Below are 15,969 nucleotides of genomic sequence, written 5' to 3' on the forward strand. Positions count from 1 at the left end.
CCGCATGGATGCCGATGGCAAGGCTGACAGGCCCGAACGCTCCCTATATAGAGGCCGAATTCACAAAACGGGTTTGCCATGACTGGTATGCAGCGCTCCTCGAGCGATCTCGATGTCCGCCGCCGCAAGGCGTTGTTCCGCTCGTGGCATCGGGGCATCCGCGAGATGGACCTTGTGCTCGGCCGGTTCGCGGATGCCGAGATCGACAAGCTCACCGATGACGAGCTCACCGAGTACGAGCAGCTGATGGAAGCGCCGGATCGCGACCTGTTCCAGTGGCTGACCGGCGAAGCGCCGACGCCGCCGAATCATGACACGCCGGTGTTCCGCCGCATCCGCGACTTCTACAGCACCGGCTGGGAGGATCGGCCATGAGCCTGCCTCCGTCGCTGAAGAAGGCGATCGAGAAGGGTGCCGGTGTCGAGATCGGCAACGTCATCGACGGCTACGAGGCGTTCCTCCTCGCTGACATCGTGCGCCTGCGCGGCGGCAAGACGCCTGTCGTCTTCGTCATGCGTGACGGCAACCGCGTCGCCGCACTGGAAGACGCGCTGCGCTTCGTTGCGCCGGACCTGCCGGTCCTGACCCTGCCGGCCTGGGACTGCCTGCCCTATGACCGCGTGGGCCCGTCGGGCGACGCGGCCGCGCGGCGCCTGTCGGCGATGACGGCGATCAATGCGCTGCGCCTGGCGCCGCACCGGGCGCTGATCCTGACGACGGCCAACGCGCTGCTGCAGAAGATGCCGCCGGCGGATGTGCTGGCCGAGGAAATGATCGCCGCCAAGGCCGGCCATGGTATTGCCATGGAGGACATTGTCCGCGCCCTGCAGCGGGGCGGCTTCGAGCGGGTGGCGACCGTGCGTGAACGCGGCGAATTTGCCGTGCGCGGCGGTATCCTCGACCTGTTCGCGCCCGGCGAGGAAGAGCCGGTGCGGCTCGACTTCTTCGGCGACACGCTGGAGACGATCCGCGCCTTCGATCCGGCCAGCCAGCGCACCATCCGGCAGCTCAAGAGCTTCGAGCTGGCGCCGGTCTCCGAGGTCACGCTGCGCGAGGAGACGATCAGCCGGTTTCGCGGCAATTACGTCAAGCGCTTCGGTGCGCCGCTGCGCTCGGATGCGCTGTACTCCTCGATCAGCGAGGGCAAGCGCTTCTCCGGCATGGAGCACTGGCTGCCGCTGTTCTACGAGAAACTCGACACGCTGTTCGACTATTGCGCCGGGTTCCCGATGGTCCTCGACCATCTGACGCTGGAATCGGTGGCCGAACGACGCACGACGATCGAGGACCATTACGACGCCCGCAAGCGCGGTGCCGGCGAATCCAGCGCCGAAGCCGTGCCCTACAATCCGGTCGAGCCGGACGATCTCTATCTGTCGCAGGACGAGCTGGCGGGCGGCATCGCCAGCAGCGACCCGATCCGCCTGTCGGCCTATGCGGCGAGCGATGCGGCGAACCACGCCGTGTTCAACATCGACATCACCCGTGGCCGCAGCTTCGCAGCCGAGCGCGCCAGCGGCGACGTCAACGTCTTCCAGGCGGCGGTCGACCACATCGGACGGCTGCGCGCCGGCGGCAAGCGTGTCGTGCTGGCGGCGTGGACCGAAGGGTCGCGCGAGCGCCTGACCCAGGTCGTCGAAGAGCACGGGCTGGAGAACATCAAGGCCGCCGACAGCCTGAAGAAGGTCAACGAGGCGCCGAAGAATCTCGTCATGACGGCGGTGCTGGGCGTCGAGGCCGGGTTCGAGACGCCCGATCTCGCCATTGTCGGCGAGCAGGACATCCTGGGCGACCGCCTGGTGCGCCGTGGCCGCAAGAAGCGCGCCGCCAATTTCATCGCCGAGGCCTCGGGCCTCGACGAGGGGGATATCGTCGTTCATGTCGATCACGGCATCGGCCGCTTCGTCGGGCTGAAGACGATCGAGGCGGCCGGCGCGCCACACGATTGCCTGGAGCTGCGCTACCAGGGCGACGACCGCCTGTTCCTGCCGGTCGAGAATATCGAGCTTCTGTCGCGCTATGGCGGCGAAGGCTCCGAGGCAATGCTGGACAAGTTGGGCGGCGGCGCCTGGCAGGCCCGCAAGGCCAAGCTGAAGAAGCAGCTTCTGGAGATGGCCGACGGCCTGATCCGCATCGCGGCGGCCCGCCAGATGCGCGGGGCCCCGCGGTTGCTGCCGCCGGAAGGGCTCTGGGACGAGTTTGCCGCGCGTTTCCCCTATGAGGAGACCGAGGACCAGCTCAACGCCATCGACGCGGTCGCCGACGATCTGGCAGCGGGCCGGCCGATGGACCGGCTGATCTGCGGCGATGTCGGCTTCGGCAAGACCGAGGTGGCGCTGCGCTCGGCCTTCATCGGCGCGATGAACGGCCTGCAGGTGGCCGTGGTGGTGCCGACGACGCTGCTGGCGCGCCAGCACTACAAGACCTTCTCCGAGCGCTTCCGCGGCCTGCCGCTGAACGTCGCGCAGGCCTCGCGGCTGGTCTCGTCGAAAGAGCTCTCGCAGACCAAGAAGGGGCTGACCGACGGAACCGTCGACATCGTCGTCGGCACCCATGCGCTGCTTGGCAAGGCGGTGGACTTCAAGAATCTCGGCCTGCTGATCATCGACGAGGAGCAGCATTTCGGCGTCAAGCACAAGGAGCGGCTGAAGGAGCTGAAGTCGGACGTCCACGTCCTGACCCTGTCGGCAACGCCGATCCCGCGCACCCTGCAGCTGGCGCTGACCGGCGTGCGGGAATTGTCGCTGATCACCACGGCGCCGGTCGACCGCATGGCGGTTCGTACCTTCGTGTCGCCCTTCGATCCGCTGGTGGTGCGCGAAACCCTGCTGCGCGAGCGCTATCGCGGTGGCCAGAGCTTCTATGTCTGCCCACGGGTGTCCGACCTTGCCGACGTGAAGGCATTCCTCGATGCCGAAGTGCCGGAGCTGAAGGTGGCCGTGGCGCACGGCCAGATGGCGGCGACCGAACTCGACGACATCATGAACGCCTTCTACGAGGGCCAGTACGACGTGCTGCTGTCGACGACGATCGTCGAATCGGGCCTCGACATCCCGTCGGCCAACACGATGATCGTCCACCGCGCCGACATGTTCGGCCTGTCGCAGCTCTATCAGCTGCGCGGCCGCGTCGGCCGGTCCAAGGTCCGCGCCTATGCGCTCCTGACGATCCCGGCGAACAAGACGCCGACCAAGGGCGCCGACCGTCGTCTGAAGGTGCTGCAGTCGCTCGACACGCTCGGGGCGGGCTTCCAGCTCGCGTCCCACGACCTCGACCAGCGCGGCGCCGGTAACATCCTCGGCGACGAGCAGTCCGGCCACGTCAAGGAGGTCGGCTTCGAGTTATACCAGCAGATGCTGGAAGAGGCGGTGGCCGAGATGAAGGGGGAGGAGAGCGCCGGCGATGGCCAGTGGTCGCCGCAGATCGCCCTGGGCACATCGGTGATGATCCCCGAGAGCTACGTCCCGGACCTGCAGCTTCGCATGACGCTGTACCGGCGCATCGCCGATCTCTCGGACGCCCGCGAGATCGACGCCTTCGGCGCCGAGATGATCGACCGCTTCGGGCCGATGCCGACCGAGGTGGAGCATCTGCTGAAGGTGGTCTTCATCAAGTCGCTGTGCCGCAAGGCGAATATCGAGAAGCTCGATTCCGGGCCGAAGGGCCTGGTGGTCACCTTCCGCGACAAGAGCTTCCCCAATCCGGGCGCGCTGGTGCGCTACATTTCGGAGCAGGGCGCCTCGGCCAAGATCCGCGCCGACCAGTCGGTGGTGCTGATCCGCGACTGGCCGACACCGGAGAAGCGGCTGAACGGGGCGGCGACCATCGCCACCCAGCTCGCGCGTTTTGCCGAAGAGGGGCAGAAGCAGGCCGCCTGAGGGCGGTCTTCCCAGGGTCCTGCACATCTCCAGCGGCTGTCTCGCCGCTGGAGAAGCCACTCACAATTTTGCCGCGAGACTGTCCTTCAAGCGGGCCATGTCTCGCTTCCCCGCCTCATCACCCCGGCTGCGGCCGATCCGCCTTCTGGCATCCGCCGTCATGGTGGTCGCCGTCTCCGGCGCCCTGCCGGTGCGGGCGGAAATGGTCGACGCCGACGCGGTGACGCTGCGGACCATCGAGGGCCGCCTCAACGAGGCCGGCATCTGTACGTCGCTGGCATTCGATCTGAGGGTCGTTTCGGCGCTCGTCGGCTTTCCGATCCCCAGCTTCATCCCCATCGACACCAATCTGCGCTGGAACCAGAGCCGCCACGCCGTGACGCGGTTTGCCTCGACGCCGACCGAGGTGCGGCTCGATTTCGAGATGGGCTGTCAGCCGGGCAGCAACGGTGCCGTCCTGGAATTCATCGGGCTCGAGCCGAAGGACGTGCGGCTGGCGGATGCGGTCGCCTGTACCGGCGAACGGGCCGGGGACGGCAGCCTGGAGACCCTCGTCTGCACGCCGGAGGGGCGGATCGGCCGGTTCCTGTCGAAGACGATGATGGGGCTGTCGGCCAAGGTCGGCCGGCTGCTTCCGATGAACCTCGCGGTGCCGGTCAGCGAGGTCGTGGCGCCCTTCGGCCCGACGCGGCCGGCGGCTGCGGCCACGACAGCGCCGGTCGCCGCGGACCCGCTGGCGGAGCTGGATACCCCGCCGGCGCTGCCGGAGGGTCCCGACCAGCCGCCGGCTGCGGAGGCCGGCAACGCAGAGGCCGCGACGGACGACAAGGCGACCGAGACGGCGCCCCGCTGATCGCTTGACGCTCTGCCGGCTGCCTCGATCGACAGCCGGTGTCGCTATTCGACGCTGGCCGGATCGCGCCAGAAGGCCGGCAGCTGATAGCCGTAGAGCGGTGTCGTCTCGGGATGCTGGATGAACTTCCAGCGCGCCAGCCATTGCTCCGGCAGGTGGAAGAGCGGCAGGACGTAATAGCCCGAGATCAGCAGCCGGTCGTAGGCCCGCACCGCCGTTACGAAATCCTCGCGCGAGCGCGCCGCGACGATCTCGCCGATCATGGTGTCGAGCGCCGGATCGGCGGCGCCGGCATAGTTGAACGTGCCGGGAAGATCGCGCGACACCGACCCCCAGCGATAGACCTGTTCGGCACCGGGCGAGAGCGACGCCGAATAGGTGGCGAGGATCATGTCGTAGTCATAGGCGTTCTTGCGCGCCTGATACTGGGCATCGTCCACCTGCCGGATGGTGGCCTGGATGCCGACCCGGTCGAGAGACCGCTTGTAGGCCAGGGCGATGCGCTCCTGTTCCGACGACTGGACGAGGATCTCGAAGGCGAGGGGCTTGCCGTCAGGGCCGATCAGCGAGCGCCCCTCGAACTGGTAGCCGGCATCGCGCAGGGCCGACACAGCCGCCTGCAGGGCCTTCCGGTCGCTGCCGCTGCCATCGGTCTGCATCGGCGCGTAGCTGCCGTCCAGGACCTCCGGATCGACCGCGTCGACATGGTCCCCGAGAAGCGTCCGCTCCTCGTCGGAGGCAGGCCTGCCGAAGCTGGACAGTTCCGAATTCTGGAAGAAGCTGCCGGTGCGCGCATAGGCGTCGTAGAAGAGGTTGTGGTTTGCCCATTCGAAATCGAACAGCATCGACAAGCCCTTGCGGACCGCGCGGTCGGCAAAGACGTCGCGGCGGGTGTTGAAGACGAAGCCGAGCATGTTGGAGGGGGCGCCGGAGGTGAAGCTCTCCAGCACCACGTCGCCCCTCGTCACCGCCGGGAAGTCATAGGCGGTGCGCCAATGGTTCGGGTCGCCCTCGATATAGACGTGGGACAGGCCCTTCTTGAAGGCCTCGAACTGGGCGTTGGCGTCGCGGAAATACTCGATCGCGATGGTCTCGTAATTGTCGAAGCCCTGCTTCACCGGCAGGTCCTTGCCCCAATAGTCGGGGTTCTTGCGATAGACGATACGCTGGCCCGGCTCGACCGTGTCGATCACATAGGGGCCGGAGCCGATCACCGGTTCCAGCGTCGTCTGCTCGAAGGTGTCGCGGTCGAAGGCGTGTTCGGGCAGGACCGGCAGGCCCGAGATCAGCATCGGCGTCTCGCGGTCGGCCGTGTCGTCGAAGGTGAAGCGGACGCCGTTTTCACCGATCTTCTCGATCTCGACCGCCGGGCGCAGCCAGTTGGCGTACATCGGGCGGCCGTGCTCACGCAGCATCTCCACGGTGAAGAGAACGTCTTCCGGGCGCACGGGTTTGCCGTCCGAGAAGGTCGCTTCGGGATTGAGCTGGAACTCGACGAAGCTGCGCGCATCGTCGGTTTCGACGGTCTCGGCCAGAAGGCCGTACATGGTGAAGGGCTCGTCCATCGAGCGCTGCATCAGCGGCTCGAAGACGAGATTGCCGAACTGCTTGTCGAACCAGAGGCCGCGGGCCGTGGTCAGCGCGCCGCGCACGATGACGGGGTTCAGATTGTCGAAGGTGCCGAAGACGCCGTAGCGCATGGTCCCGCCCTGCGGCGCGTCCGGATTGGCGTAGGGCAGATGCTCGAAATCCGCCGGCAAGGCCGGATCACCCTGCATGGCGATGGCATGGGCCGGTTCGGCAACGGCCGGTGACGCGGCGCCGAGCGCGACCGCGATGCAGAACGGGGCGAGAAGCGCGCTGAGGCCTGTGGCGGCAGAAATGATCCGCATACGGTTCGATCGACTCCTGAAGTTCTGTAGGGCCGCGATTCTAGCGGGAAACCATCAGCTTGCCTACCGGCGGGACGCGCGGCTCATTCGGCCGGGAGTCTTCAAACTGCCGTATTTGCGAAAGAGGTCGGGCCTCGTTAAGGAACGCATGTTTCCGCACCATTCATGCCGAAAGGAATTGAGGCCTGTGACGCACCGTCTGATGAACGCCACCACCGGGATGCTCGCCGCCGGGCTGCTCGGATTTGCGACGCTCGGCGCCGGCGTATCCGGCGCGATCGCCCAAACCGCTGCTCCTTCGGGGGCCGCCCCCGCTGCCGGGCAGCGTCCGCAAGCCGTACCCGCCGAATGGTTCAAGGTCTGCTCGACCCAGGGCGAGAACGAGATCTGCAACACTCAGTACACGCTGATCGCCGACACGCGGCAGCTGATCACTGCCGTCAACCTGATCAACGTCAAGGGCAAGGTGAACCAGAAAGTTCTCCAGGCCGTGGTCCCGACCGGCCGGGTGATCCCCGCCGGCGTGCAGGTGAAGGTCGACGACAAGGCGCCGCAGACGCTGAACTATTCGGTCTGCTTCCAGGACCGCTGCATCGCCGAGGCCGAGCTGACCGATGCGATGGTCGCCTCGATGAAGGCCGGCAAGCAGATGAACGTCACCTCGATCAACTTCCAGCGTCAGGCCAATCCGGTTCCGATCACGCTGTCGGGCTTCACGGACGCCTATGACGGCGCGCCGAAGGCCCAGCCGGAACTGGCCCAGCGCCAGCAGGAGCTCAACGAGGCCCTGCAGAAGCAGGCCGAGGAGCGCCGCAAGAAGTTCGAGGAAGCGCAGAACGCCGCCAAGAGCGGCGCCGCCGCCCAGTAAGGCTCTCGCGACTTCGCCAGACATGCAGACGGCGGCCCTCGGGCCGCCGTCTTGCGTTTGATCTCAGTGTCGGCGCCGCTGCCGGATGGTCCGGACAGCCGGCCCGGCGGGCGTCAGTTCCGGTGGGCGCCCTTCAGCTGATAGGCGCCGTCGACAGGGCCGTCGAACAATTCGCTGATCTGCGGATGCCGCACCGGGGTGCCGCTCTCGTCGGGCAGCAGGTTCTGCTCCGAGACATAGGCGATATATTCGCTCTCGGCGTTCTCCGCGAACAGATGATAGAAGGGCTGGTCCTTGCGCGGGCGCACGTCGGCGGGAATGGATTCATACCACTCGTCGCTGTTGTCGAATTCCGGATCGACGTCGAAGATCACGCCGCGAAACGGAAATACGCGGTGCTTGACGACCTGTCCGATAAAGAAGCGAGCAGTTTGCATAGACGTGAAGTCTCCCTTAAGGCACGGGAAATAGCCAATCTGACCGGTGCAGCGCAAGCGCGCAGGTCCGGTCGAGACGAACGTCCCCGCATGTTTTCCAGTTTCACTGCCAGGCCGAGACCGTGATCGAGATCATCGGGCTCATCTCGCCATTCTTCGTCCTGATCGGCCTCGGCTTCGGGGCGGGACGAATCGTCGACAGGCCGCTCGAAGGCCTCGCCTGGCTGAACGTCTTCGTCATCTACATTGCGCTGCCGGCGCTGTTCTTCCAGCTTCTCGCACGGACGCCTGTCGAGAAACTGGCCAGCGTCGGCTTCATCGCTGCGACGACCCTCGCGACCTTCGTCATCTTCGTCGTCGGCTTCGTCCTGGCGCTGGTGCGGTCCCGCGCCGACATCCCGGTCGCCACCATCCAGGGGCTGGCGGGCGCCTATGGCAATATCGGCTATATGGGGCCGGGAATTGCGATGGCCGCCTTCGGTCCCGCCGCCGCCGTGCCGGTGGCGCTGATCTTCTGCTTCGACAACATCCTGCATTTCGTCATGGCGCCGCTGATGATGGCGGTCGGCGGCGACCGCAGCCGGCCGACCAGTGTCGTGGCGCGGGAGGTGCTCGTGAAGATCTTCACCCACCCGTTCATCCTGGCGACGATCGTCGGCGTTGCGGCGGCCATCGTGCAGTTTCGCCCGCCCGAGCCGATCGAGCGGCTGCTGGAGCTTCTGGCCAATGCCGCCGCGCCCTGCGCGCTGTTCGCCATGGGCGTCACCTTGGCGCTGCGTCCGCTGAAGCGCGTTCCCATGGAACTGAGCACGATCGTGCCGATGAAGCTCCTGGTGCAGCCGGTGGTCGCCTGGCTCCTGTTGGGCGTCTTCGGAGATTTCGACCCGATCTGGGTGCAGACCGCGATCCTTCTCGCCTGCCTGCCGACCGCCACCAACGTCTTCGTCATGGCGCAGCAATACGGGGTCTGGGTCGAGCGCGCCTCGGCCACGGTGCTCGTCACCACCGTCCTGTCGGTCGGGACGGTAACGCTGCTGCTGTTCCTGCTGTCCTCAGGTCTCGTGCCGACCGATCCGTTCCCGCAGTGAGCGGGGGATGCCGGTCAGGCCGGCGCCGGGGCTGAGACCCTCGCGCATGGCGAACTGGCGCAGGAGCGGCAGGGCGCGCATGGCGCCGAGCCCGACCGAGCGCGCCATCTGGCTGGGCAGGAAATCGGCCAGCAGCGAGCGGTTGAGAAGATCGACGCCGATGGTGCGCGAGCGCACGTCCGAGCGCCGCGATGCGTCGTAGCGCAGAAGCGTGACCCGTGCGCCGGGATCGTCGCGGCTCTCGCAGGCGAGGCGCACGATGTCCTCGCAATCGCGCAGCCCGAGATTGAGCCCCTGCGCGCCGATCGGCGGAAACACATGGGCGGCTTCGCCGACCAGGGCCAGCCGGTCGCCGGTGAAGCGGTCCACCGAGGCGCCTGAGAGCGGAAAGCGCTGGATCGGCTCCTCCACCGTGACCTCGCCGAGGATCGACTGCATCCGGTCCTCGATCATCCGCGAGAGCTTGTCGGGCGCAAGTTCGGCGTAGAGCTCGGCGAGCTTCGGCTCTTCCACCCAGACGAGCGACGAGTGCCGGCCCGGCAGCGGCACCTGGGTGAACGGGCCGGAGCGGGTATGGAACTCCGTCGAGATCGACCGATGGTCGATCCGGTGGCCGAAATTCAGGACGATGGCGCTCTGCGGGTAGGACCATTCGCGCAGGCCGATGCCGGCAGCCTCGCGCATCGGCGAGCGACGGCCATCGGCGGCAACGACGAGATCGACGGCCAGGCTGCCGCCGTCGGCCAGTTCGACGACGGCGCGCTCGCCCTCGATGCGGTAGCTGCGCGCGGCCGTGTCGCGGCGCTCGAGTTGCGGCGCGTCGGCCGCCTGTGCCTGCAACGCGGCCAAGAGATCGCTGTTGAGCACGTTGTAGCCGAAGGCCGACAGACCAATCTCGCTGGCGCGGAACTCCACGGTCGGCGCCCGCAGCAGCCTGCGGGTGTCGTCGATCAGGCGCATCACGGCGAGCGGCTCGGCCTTGCTGCCCAGCGCCTCGAAGATTCCGAGATCGGACAGGAAGGCGACCGAGCGGCCGATCAGCGCCGTGCTGCGCCGGTCCGCCGGCGCATCCGGCGCGACCAGCACCGTGTCGAAGCCGGCTTTTGCCAGCGCGAGCGCGGTGGCGGTGCCGGCCAGTCCGCCGCCGATGACGGCTATTTCTCTACGTTCCATGCCTGCGGTCCAGATCCGGTGCCAGATGCGGCCAAAAACCGCCGATCGAGGCCGTTGTCGTTCGTTTCGCTTGGAATTCGCACATACGCCCGTTACAGCGGATGACAATGGCCGCGTGCTGCGGCACGCCGCCATGCGACGAATCGATCCGGACATTTGATGGCAGACGCAGTCAGAAATATCGACAAGTGGCGCGCTTTCGGCGTGCATCTCCTGACCGCCAGCGGCGCCTTCCTGGCGTTCATGTCGCTGATCGCCGCCGGGGAAGGGCGCTGGGTGGCCATGTTCGGCTGGCTGGGCCTGGCGCTGTTCGTCGACGGCATCGACGGGCCAATGGCGCGCAAGATCGAGATCAAGCGGATCCTGCCGAACTGGTCCGGCGACGTGCTGGACGCGGTCATCGACTATGCGACCTTCGTGATGATCCCCGCCGTCGGGCTCTATCTGTCCGGGCTGATCGGCGAGCCGTGGTCGGGCGTCGCAGCCGCGCTGATCGTGATCTCCAGCGCGATCTACTACGCCGACACGCGCATGAAGACGAAGGCCAATTATTTCCGCGGCTTCCCCGTCGCGTGGAACATGGTGGTCTTCACCTTCTTCGCGGTGCAGCCGAGCCAGGCGGTCGCCTTCGGCTTCGTCGTCCTGTGTACCGTGGCGACATTCCTGCCCATCCAGTTCCTGCATCCGGTGCGGGTCGTGCGGCTGCGTCTCGTCAATCTGTCGATCTTCGCGGTCTGGTCGGTGCTGGGCCTGATCGCCCTGTTCAACAATTTCGACAGTCCGGACTGGGTGCGCTGGGGACTTGTGCTCAGCGGCCTCTATCTGTTCGCCATCGGCGGCGTCGTCCAGCTTCTGGATCGCAGACGCCGCTGAGCGAACGCATCAGGGAGACAGGGATGAGCAAGGCGATCATGGTCCACGAGGTGGGCGGACCGGACGTGATGAAGTGGGAGGAGCACGATCCCGGCCAGCCGGGTGAAGGCGAGGTCCGGGTCCGGCAGACGGCCGCGGGCGTCAACTTCATCGACGTCTATTTCCGGACCGGCGTCTACAAGGCGCCGCAGATGCCCTTCGCTCTCGGCAAGGAAGGCGCCGGCGTCGTCACCGCCGTCGGGGCCGGCACGGACCGGTTCAAGGTCGGCGACCGCATCGCCTATAACGGCGTTGCCGGCAGCTATGCCGAAGAGGTGGTGGTCGCCGCGGACAAGGCCGTGAAGATCCCCGACACGATCGACGACCACACCGCCGCGGCGATCATGCTGAAGGGCATGACGGCGGAATATCTCCTGCGCCGGACGTTCAAGGTCGGACCGGACACGGTGCTGCTGTTCCATGCCGCCGCAGGCGGGGTGGGCCTGATCGCCGGCCAGTGGGCCAAGCATCTGGGCGCGACGGTGATCGGCACGGCCGGGTCGCCGGAGAAATGCGAACTGGCGCTGCAGAACGGCTACGATCACGTCATCAACTACCGCGACGCCGATTTCGTCGCGAAGGTCCGCGAGATCACCGACGGCCGCAAATGCGACGTGGTCTATGATTCCGTCGGCAAGGACACGTTCCCCGCCAGCCTCGACTGCCTGAAGGCGCGCGGCCTGTGGGTGAGCTTCGGCCAGTCCTCGGGCAACGTGCCGCCGTTCGACATCGGGATCCTGAACCAGAAAGGCTCGCTCTTCGCCACGCGCCCGAGCCTGTTCGGCTACAACACCAGCCGCGACGAGCTCGACGCCTCGGCCAAGGCGCTGTTCGACGTGGTGGGATCGGGTGCGGTGAAGATCACCGTCGGCCAGACCTATCCGGTCGCCGAAGCCGCCCAGGCGCATCGCGATCTGGAAGCGCGCAAGACCACCGGCGCGACCATCCTGACGATGTGACGGGCGCAGTGCCTTTCCGCCGGTCGGTTCAGGCCGGCGGAAGGGCTCGCGACATCAGGCTGCGTCGCCGAGAATGATGGCGCGGGCCTTGGCATATTTCCTGAGGCGGCGTTCGTCGTCTTCGGTCACCGCGCCCAGCCGGGTCCGGTCGGAATTGTCAGCCAGATCTGCCAGCTTGACGATGCGCGCCAGATCATTGTCCCGGGCGCGCCGGACGGCGTCGAAATAATCCTCATCTGCGCGATGGGTGAGGGCGTCGACGGCATCCACGACGGCGTCCGAAAACCCTTCCTCGCGCAGCCCCTCCAGAGTCCAGTCGCTGTCCTCCACGACGTCGTGGAGGACAGCGACGATCTTGGCGTCCTCGCCAATGACCGCGTCACAGACCCGGAGTGGATGGGTGATGTAATCGGCGCCGGCCTTGTCGACCTGCCCGGCATGGGCACTCTCGGCAATGGCGCGGGCCCGCTCGATCGTTGCCATGGGTACACTCTTCACGACGGCCGCTGGGATGCGGCAGGTCTCGTTGCTGCAAAGAAAAAGGCAGTTGGAAAGGGGGGAGGACCCCTTCCAACTGCCTTACTGCAATCAGCGGCGCGGGAAGATTTGGGAGGGAGAACGTGCCGCCGATATCTGACCAATGCACGTGAACCGATTCCGATCCTTCGCCGGGCCCGCCTTTTTGTAGCCGACTATGGTTCCCTCCTCAGTGCCGGGCGTTCCGCCGGTTCGCGACGAGCGTCGCGATGACCATGCCGGCCAGCATCATCGGCAGGAAGACCAGCGTCCCCGGCGCGCCGAGGAACAATGCGGTCCAGGCCGGACCCGGACAGAAACCGCCGATGCCCCAGCCGATGCCGAAGATCGCCGCTCCGACGACGAGATTGCGATCGATGTCGCTTCGTGTCGGAAGCTGGAACTCCGAAAGGAGATACGGGTGGCCGCGCGGCAGGACGATCCGGTAGCCGATGAAAGTCGTCAGCGCGGCGCCGCCCATGACGAAGGCGAGGCTCGGATCCCAGGTGCCCGCGACATCGAGGAAGTTCAGGACCTTGGCCGGGTCGGACATGCCGGCGACGATGAGGCCGACGCCGAAGAGCAGGCCTGCGAGAAAGCCGAAGAGAGGGCGCATGATGATCCTCCTCAAACGAGGTGACGCAGGACGAAGACCGTCCCGGCAGCGAAGGCCATGAAGGTGGCGACGGCGACCAGCGAGCGGCCCGACAGGCGGGCCAGCCCGCAGACGCCGTGGCCGCTGGTGCAGCCCGAACCGGTGACGGTGCCGTAGCCGACCAGGAGGCCGGCAATGCCCATGGCGACGAGGCTCGACGGCACGGTCTGGGCGACGGCTTCCCCGCTGACCACGAAGACGAGCAGGGGGGCGGCGACGAGGCCGAGAATGAAGGCCAGCCGCCAGATCCAGTCCTCCCGGCGACCGGGAAGCGCCCCTGCGGTGATCCCGGCAATGCCGGCGATGCGTCCGAACAGCGCCATGACCATCACGGCGGACAGGCCGATCAGGACGCCGCCGGCAAGCGACGCGAAGGGCGTATAGGGGGTGATGGTCTCGAGCGGCACGGATCGGCTCCTCAGGTTGGGTGGTGTGGGGGCTGGCGGGCGGTCAGCCGAGAAAGGCCAGCCCGCTCTTCACCAGCATGTAGATGGCGACCAGCATGATGAGGCCGGCGAAGGCGATATCGAGCGCCCCTTTGCGGCCGGATAGCCAGCGCGCGATGTAGGCGCCGGCGACGCCGCCGGCGAGGCCTCCCGCAATGAAGACCAGCGCCAGCGGCCAGTCGACATAGCCGGACAGGGCGTAATTCAGCGCCGTCGTCAGTCCGAAGGCGGTGATCGCGACAAGCGACGTGCCGATGGCGTTCAGCATCGTCATGCCCGTCGCGGCGACGAGGCTGGGCACGATCAGGAAGCCGCCGCCGATCCCGAAGAAGCCGGAAAACGCTCCCGTTCCAGCGCCATAGCCGACAACCTTGGGTGCGTTCTGCCGGTTGCACTCGATGTCGTGGTCGCCGCCATGGCCGCGGTGGCGGAACATCATGACGCCGACCCCGATCATCAGAAGGGCGAAGGCGAAGAGCAGCTGCTCGCCATCGATCAGCTTGCCGAGGGTCGATCCGGCGAGCGCCCCGACGACGCCAGCCGCGCTGTAGACGAAGGCGCAGCGCCATTTCACATGGCCGAGCCGGGCATGGGTGACGAGATTGCCGGCAGCGTTCGCCGCGACGGCGAAGGCGCTGGTTCCGATCGCCATATGGGCGCCGGGCACGCCGACGAGATAGACCATCAGGGGGACCGCGAGGATCGACCCGCCACCGCCGAACAGCCCGAGCGACAGCCCGACCAACGAGCCGGAGAAGGCGCCGAGGAGATACTGGACGAGGGTGAGGGTCATTTCGAAGGACTCGATGGGCGCGGGGGCCGCGCAGGCGCTGGCGGGCGGTGATGATGGGCCCGCCGGACGTTCATCCGTCCGGCGGACCTGGCCGGCGTTCGCTCAGTCCTTGAGCGGCAGGCCGCAATCGCACCAGGACTTCAGCCCACCCTCGATCGGCTTGGCCTCGTAGCCCATCTCGGTCAGCGTCTTGGCGGCAAGCGCGGCGCGGGCGCCGGACGCGCAGAGCACGTAGACCGGCGTCTCGCCACCATGGGCCCTGGTCAGCGGCGGATGGGCGCTCTGCGCCGTCGGATCGGCCTTGGCTTCCAGAAAGCCGCGCGGGATATGAACAGCGTCGGCGATCTCACCGCTCTCGGCCAGTTCGTGGGCCTCACGCACGTCGAGGATCACCCCGCCAGAGGCATGGGCCTCGGTCGGCGCGATCGTTCCGGTGGCGGCCTTCGCGTCGGCGACATAGTCCTGCATGGTCTTGTGCATCACGGGGCTCCTCAGAAACGGTTGGCCGGAATCTTGAAATAATGGTTGCCGTCGCTCTCGGCCGGCGGCAGGCGTCCGCCGCGCAGATTGACCTGCAGGGCGTGCAGCATCCGGTCGGGCAGATCGAGCGTGGCATCGCGCGTGTCGCGTGTCTCGACAAATTCGGCTTCGCTCGTGCCATCACTGACATGGGCGTTGTCGCGGCGGTGCTCGTCCACCGTCGCTTCCCACTGGATCTCGTCGCGGGAGTCGGTGCCATAGTCGTGGCCGACAAAGAGGCGCGTGTCGCCGGGCAGCGACAGGATCTCGCGGATGCTGGCCCACAGCGTGCGGGACGATCCGCCGGGGAAGTCGGCGCGGCTCGATCCCATGTCGGGATACATCAGCGTGTCGTGGACGAAAGCTGCGTCGCCGACGACATAGGTGATCGAGCCCAGCGTATGGCCGGGGGACAGCATCACGCGGACGTCGATGTTGCCGATGGTAAAGGTATCGCCGTCATTCCAAAGCCGGTCGAAGTCGCGGGCGGGGTCGAAGGCCTCCGGCAGATTGTAGAGGCCGCGCCACAACTCGGCGATCTCGATGACCTTGCTGCCGATGGCGGTCGGCGCGCCGAGCTTTTCCTTCAGATAGGCGGAAGCCATCATGTGGTCGGCGTGGGGATGGGTGTCGAGAATCCACTCGATCTCGAGGCCCTCCCGCGCGACATGGGCGAGGATCTCGTCGGCGCTCTCGGTCGACGTGCGGGCCTCGGCAGGATTGAAGTTCAGCACGACATCGATCAGGGCGGCCTTGCGCGTCGCCGGATCGGCACAGACATACTGAACGGAGCCCGTGTCTTCTTCGTAGAATCCCCAGATGTCCGGGGAGCCTGCGCCGCGAGATGGGCTGTGTCGGGTCAACATGCGGACGTCTCCTCTAGCGTCTTGTGGTTGGGCCGTGGCACGGGGCGATGGCCGTACGGGCCGTGCCCGACCGTATTGAAATGAGGCAAATCGCTTTGGGTTTCGCCGTTGCCG

The 15,969-nt window shown here is 66.8% G+C and carries 16 protein-coding genes; 7 read left to right on the forward strand and 9 right to left on the reverse strand.

Annotated elements, in window-relative coordinates:
- Nucleotides 1-78 precede the first annotated feature (78 nt).
- From N7I30_RS15155 to N7I30_RS15165, 3 genes are all read left to right on the forward strand, one after another.
- Nucleotides 79-375: an FAD assembly factor SdhE gene (locus N7I30_RS15155; RefSeq protein ID WP_491390953.1), complete on the forward strand. Its 297-nt coding sequence runs from the start codon at nucleotides 79-81 to the stop codon at nucleotides 373-375.
- A complete protein-coding gene (gene mfd, locus N7I30_RS15160) occupies nucleotides 372-3,878 on the forward strand; it encodes a transcription-repair coupling factor (protein WP_498639954.1) in 3,507 nt (1,168 codons plus the stop codon). Before N7I30_RS15155 ends, mfd begins: the two co-directional genes overlap by 4 nt.
- A 97-nt stretch (nucleotides 3,879-3,975) precedes the next feature.
- Nucleotides 3,976-4,731 (forward strand): hypothetical protein, encoded by a 756-nt coding sequence (locus N7I30_RS15165; RefSeq protein WP_498639955.1) that lies wholly within the window; start codon nucleotides 3,976-3,978, stop codon nucleotides 4,729-4,731.
- A gap of 44 nt (nucleotides 4,732-4,775) precedes the next feature.
- Here N7I30_RS15165 and N7I30_RS15170 read toward each other — a convergent pair whose 3' ends face one another.
- Nucleotides 4,776-6,623, reverse strand: coding sequence for an extracellular solute-binding protein (locus N7I30_RS15170; protein WP_498639957.1), 1,848 nt, complete (start codon nucleotides 6,621-6,623; stop codon nucleotides 4,776-4,778).
- A 187-nt stretch (nucleotides 6,624-6,810) separates the two neighbouring features.
- Here N7I30_RS15170 and N7I30_RS15175 point away from each other — a divergent pair, with 187 nt between their 5' ends.
- Nucleotides 6,811-7,491, forward strand: coding sequence for an invasion associated locus B family protein (locus tag N7I30_RS15175; RefSeq protein WP_228240552.1), 681 nt, complete (start codon nucleotides 6,811-6,813; stop codon nucleotides 7,489-7,491).
- 113 nt (nucleotides 7,492-7,604) lie between these two features.
- Here the strand turns inward: N7I30_RS15175 and hspQ are convergent, their stop codons facing one another.
- Nucleotides 7,605-7,928 carry a heat shock protein HspQ gene (hspQ, locus tag N7I30_RS15180; RefSeq protein ID WP_009209558.1) on the reverse strand — a complete coding sequence of 108 codons (324 nt, stop codon included), beginning with the start codon at nucleotides 7,926-7,928 and terminating at the stop codon, nucleotides 7,605-7,607.
- A 122-nt stretch (nucleotides 7,929-8,050) separates the two neighbouring features.
- On the opposite strand from hspQ, the gene N7I30_RS15185 reads away from it, so the two are divergent.
- The gene (locus N7I30_RS15185) at nucleotides 8,051-9,016 is read left to right on the forward strand and encodes an AEC family transporter (RefSeq protein WP_228240553.1); all 966 of its coding nucleotides are present in this window, start codon (nucleotides 8,051-8,053) and stop codon (nucleotides 9,014-9,016) included.
- On the opposite strand, the gene N7I30_RS15190 is transcribed toward N7I30_RS15185, so the two are convergent.
- Nucleotides 8,981-10,189: a UbiH/UbiF family hydroxylase gene (locus N7I30_RS15190; protein WP_498639960.1), complete on the reverse strand. Its 1,209-nt coding sequence runs from the start codon at nucleotides 10,187-10,189 to the stop codon at nucleotides 8,981-8,983. The two genes, N7I30_RS15185 and N7I30_RS15190, sit on opposite strands and share 36 nt — an antisense overlap.
- Nucleotides 10,190-10,348: 159 nt before the next feature.
- On the opposite strand from N7I30_RS15190, the gene pcsA reads away from it, so the two are divergent.
- Together pcsA and N7I30_RS15200 are read left to right on the forward strand one after the other, a co-directional pair.
- On the forward strand, nucleotides 10,349-11,062 hold the full coding sequence (gene pcsA / locus N7I30_RS15195; protein WP_188077707.1) for a phosphatidylcholine synthase: 714 nt from the start codon (nucleotides 10,349-10,351) through the stop codon (nucleotides 11,060-11,062).
- A gap of 23 nt (nucleotides 11,063-11,085) precedes the next feature.
- A complete protein-coding gene (locus N7I30_RS15200) occupies nucleotides 11,086-12,060 on the forward strand; it encodes a quinone oxidoreductase family protein (RefSeq protein WP_498639963.1) in 975 nt (324 codons plus the stop codon).
- A 54-nt stretch (nucleotides 12,061-12,114) separates the two neighbouring features.
- Here N7I30_RS15200 and N7I30_RS15205 read toward each other — a convergent pair whose 3' ends face one another.
- From N7I30_RS15205 to N7I30_RS15230, 6 genes are all read right to left on the reverse strand, one after another.
- Nucleotides 12,115-12,543, reverse strand: coding sequence for an HD domain-containing protein (locus tag N7I30_RS15205; RefSeq protein ID WP_498639965.1), 429 nt, complete (start codon nucleotides 12,541-12,543; stop codon nucleotides 12,115-12,117).
- Nucleotides 12,544-12,766: 223 nt separating this feature from the next.
- Complete coding sequence (locus tag N7I30_RS15210) at nucleotides 12,767-13,192, reverse strand: DUF6691 family protein (protein WP_498639967.1); 426 nt, start codon at nucleotides 13,190-13,192, stop codon at nucleotides 12,767-12,769.
- 11 nt (nucleotides 13,193-13,203) lie between these two features.
- Nucleotides 13,204-13,638, reverse strand: coding sequence for a YeeE/YedE family protein (locus tag N7I30_RS15215; RefSeq protein WP_498639969.1), 435 nt, complete (start codon nucleotides 13,636-13,638; stop codon nucleotides 13,204-13,206).
- Nucleotides 13,639-13,681: 43 nt separating this feature from the next.
- A complete protein-coding gene (locus tag N7I30_RS15220) occupies nucleotides 13,682-14,470 on the reverse strand; it encodes a sulfite exporter TauE/SafE family protein (protein ID WP_475363715.1) in 789 nt (262 codons plus the stop codon).
- Nucleotides 14,471-14,572: 102 nt separating this feature from the next.
- The gene (locus N7I30_RS15225) at nucleotides 14,573-14,950 is read right to left on the reverse strand and encodes a rhodanese-like domain-containing protein (protein ID WP_024350685.1); all 378 of its coding nucleotides are present in this window, start codon (nucleotides 14,948-14,950) and stop codon (nucleotides 14,573-14,575) included.
- An 11-nt stretch (nucleotides 14,951-14,961) separates the two neighbouring features.
- Complete coding sequence (locus N7I30_RS15230) at nucleotides 14,962-15,855, reverse strand: MBL fold metallo-hydrolase (RefSeq protein ID WP_024350686.1); 894 nt, start codon at nucleotides 15,853-15,855, stop codon at nucleotides 14,962-14,964.
- Nucleotides 15,856-15,969 lie beyond the last annotated feature (114 nt).

It is taken from the genome of Aurantimonas litoralis (assembly GCF_026153195.1).
Classification (GTDB): domain Bacteria; phylum Pseudomonadota; class Alphaproteobacteria; order Rhizobiales; family Rhizobiaceae; genus Aurantimonas; species Aurantimonas coralicida.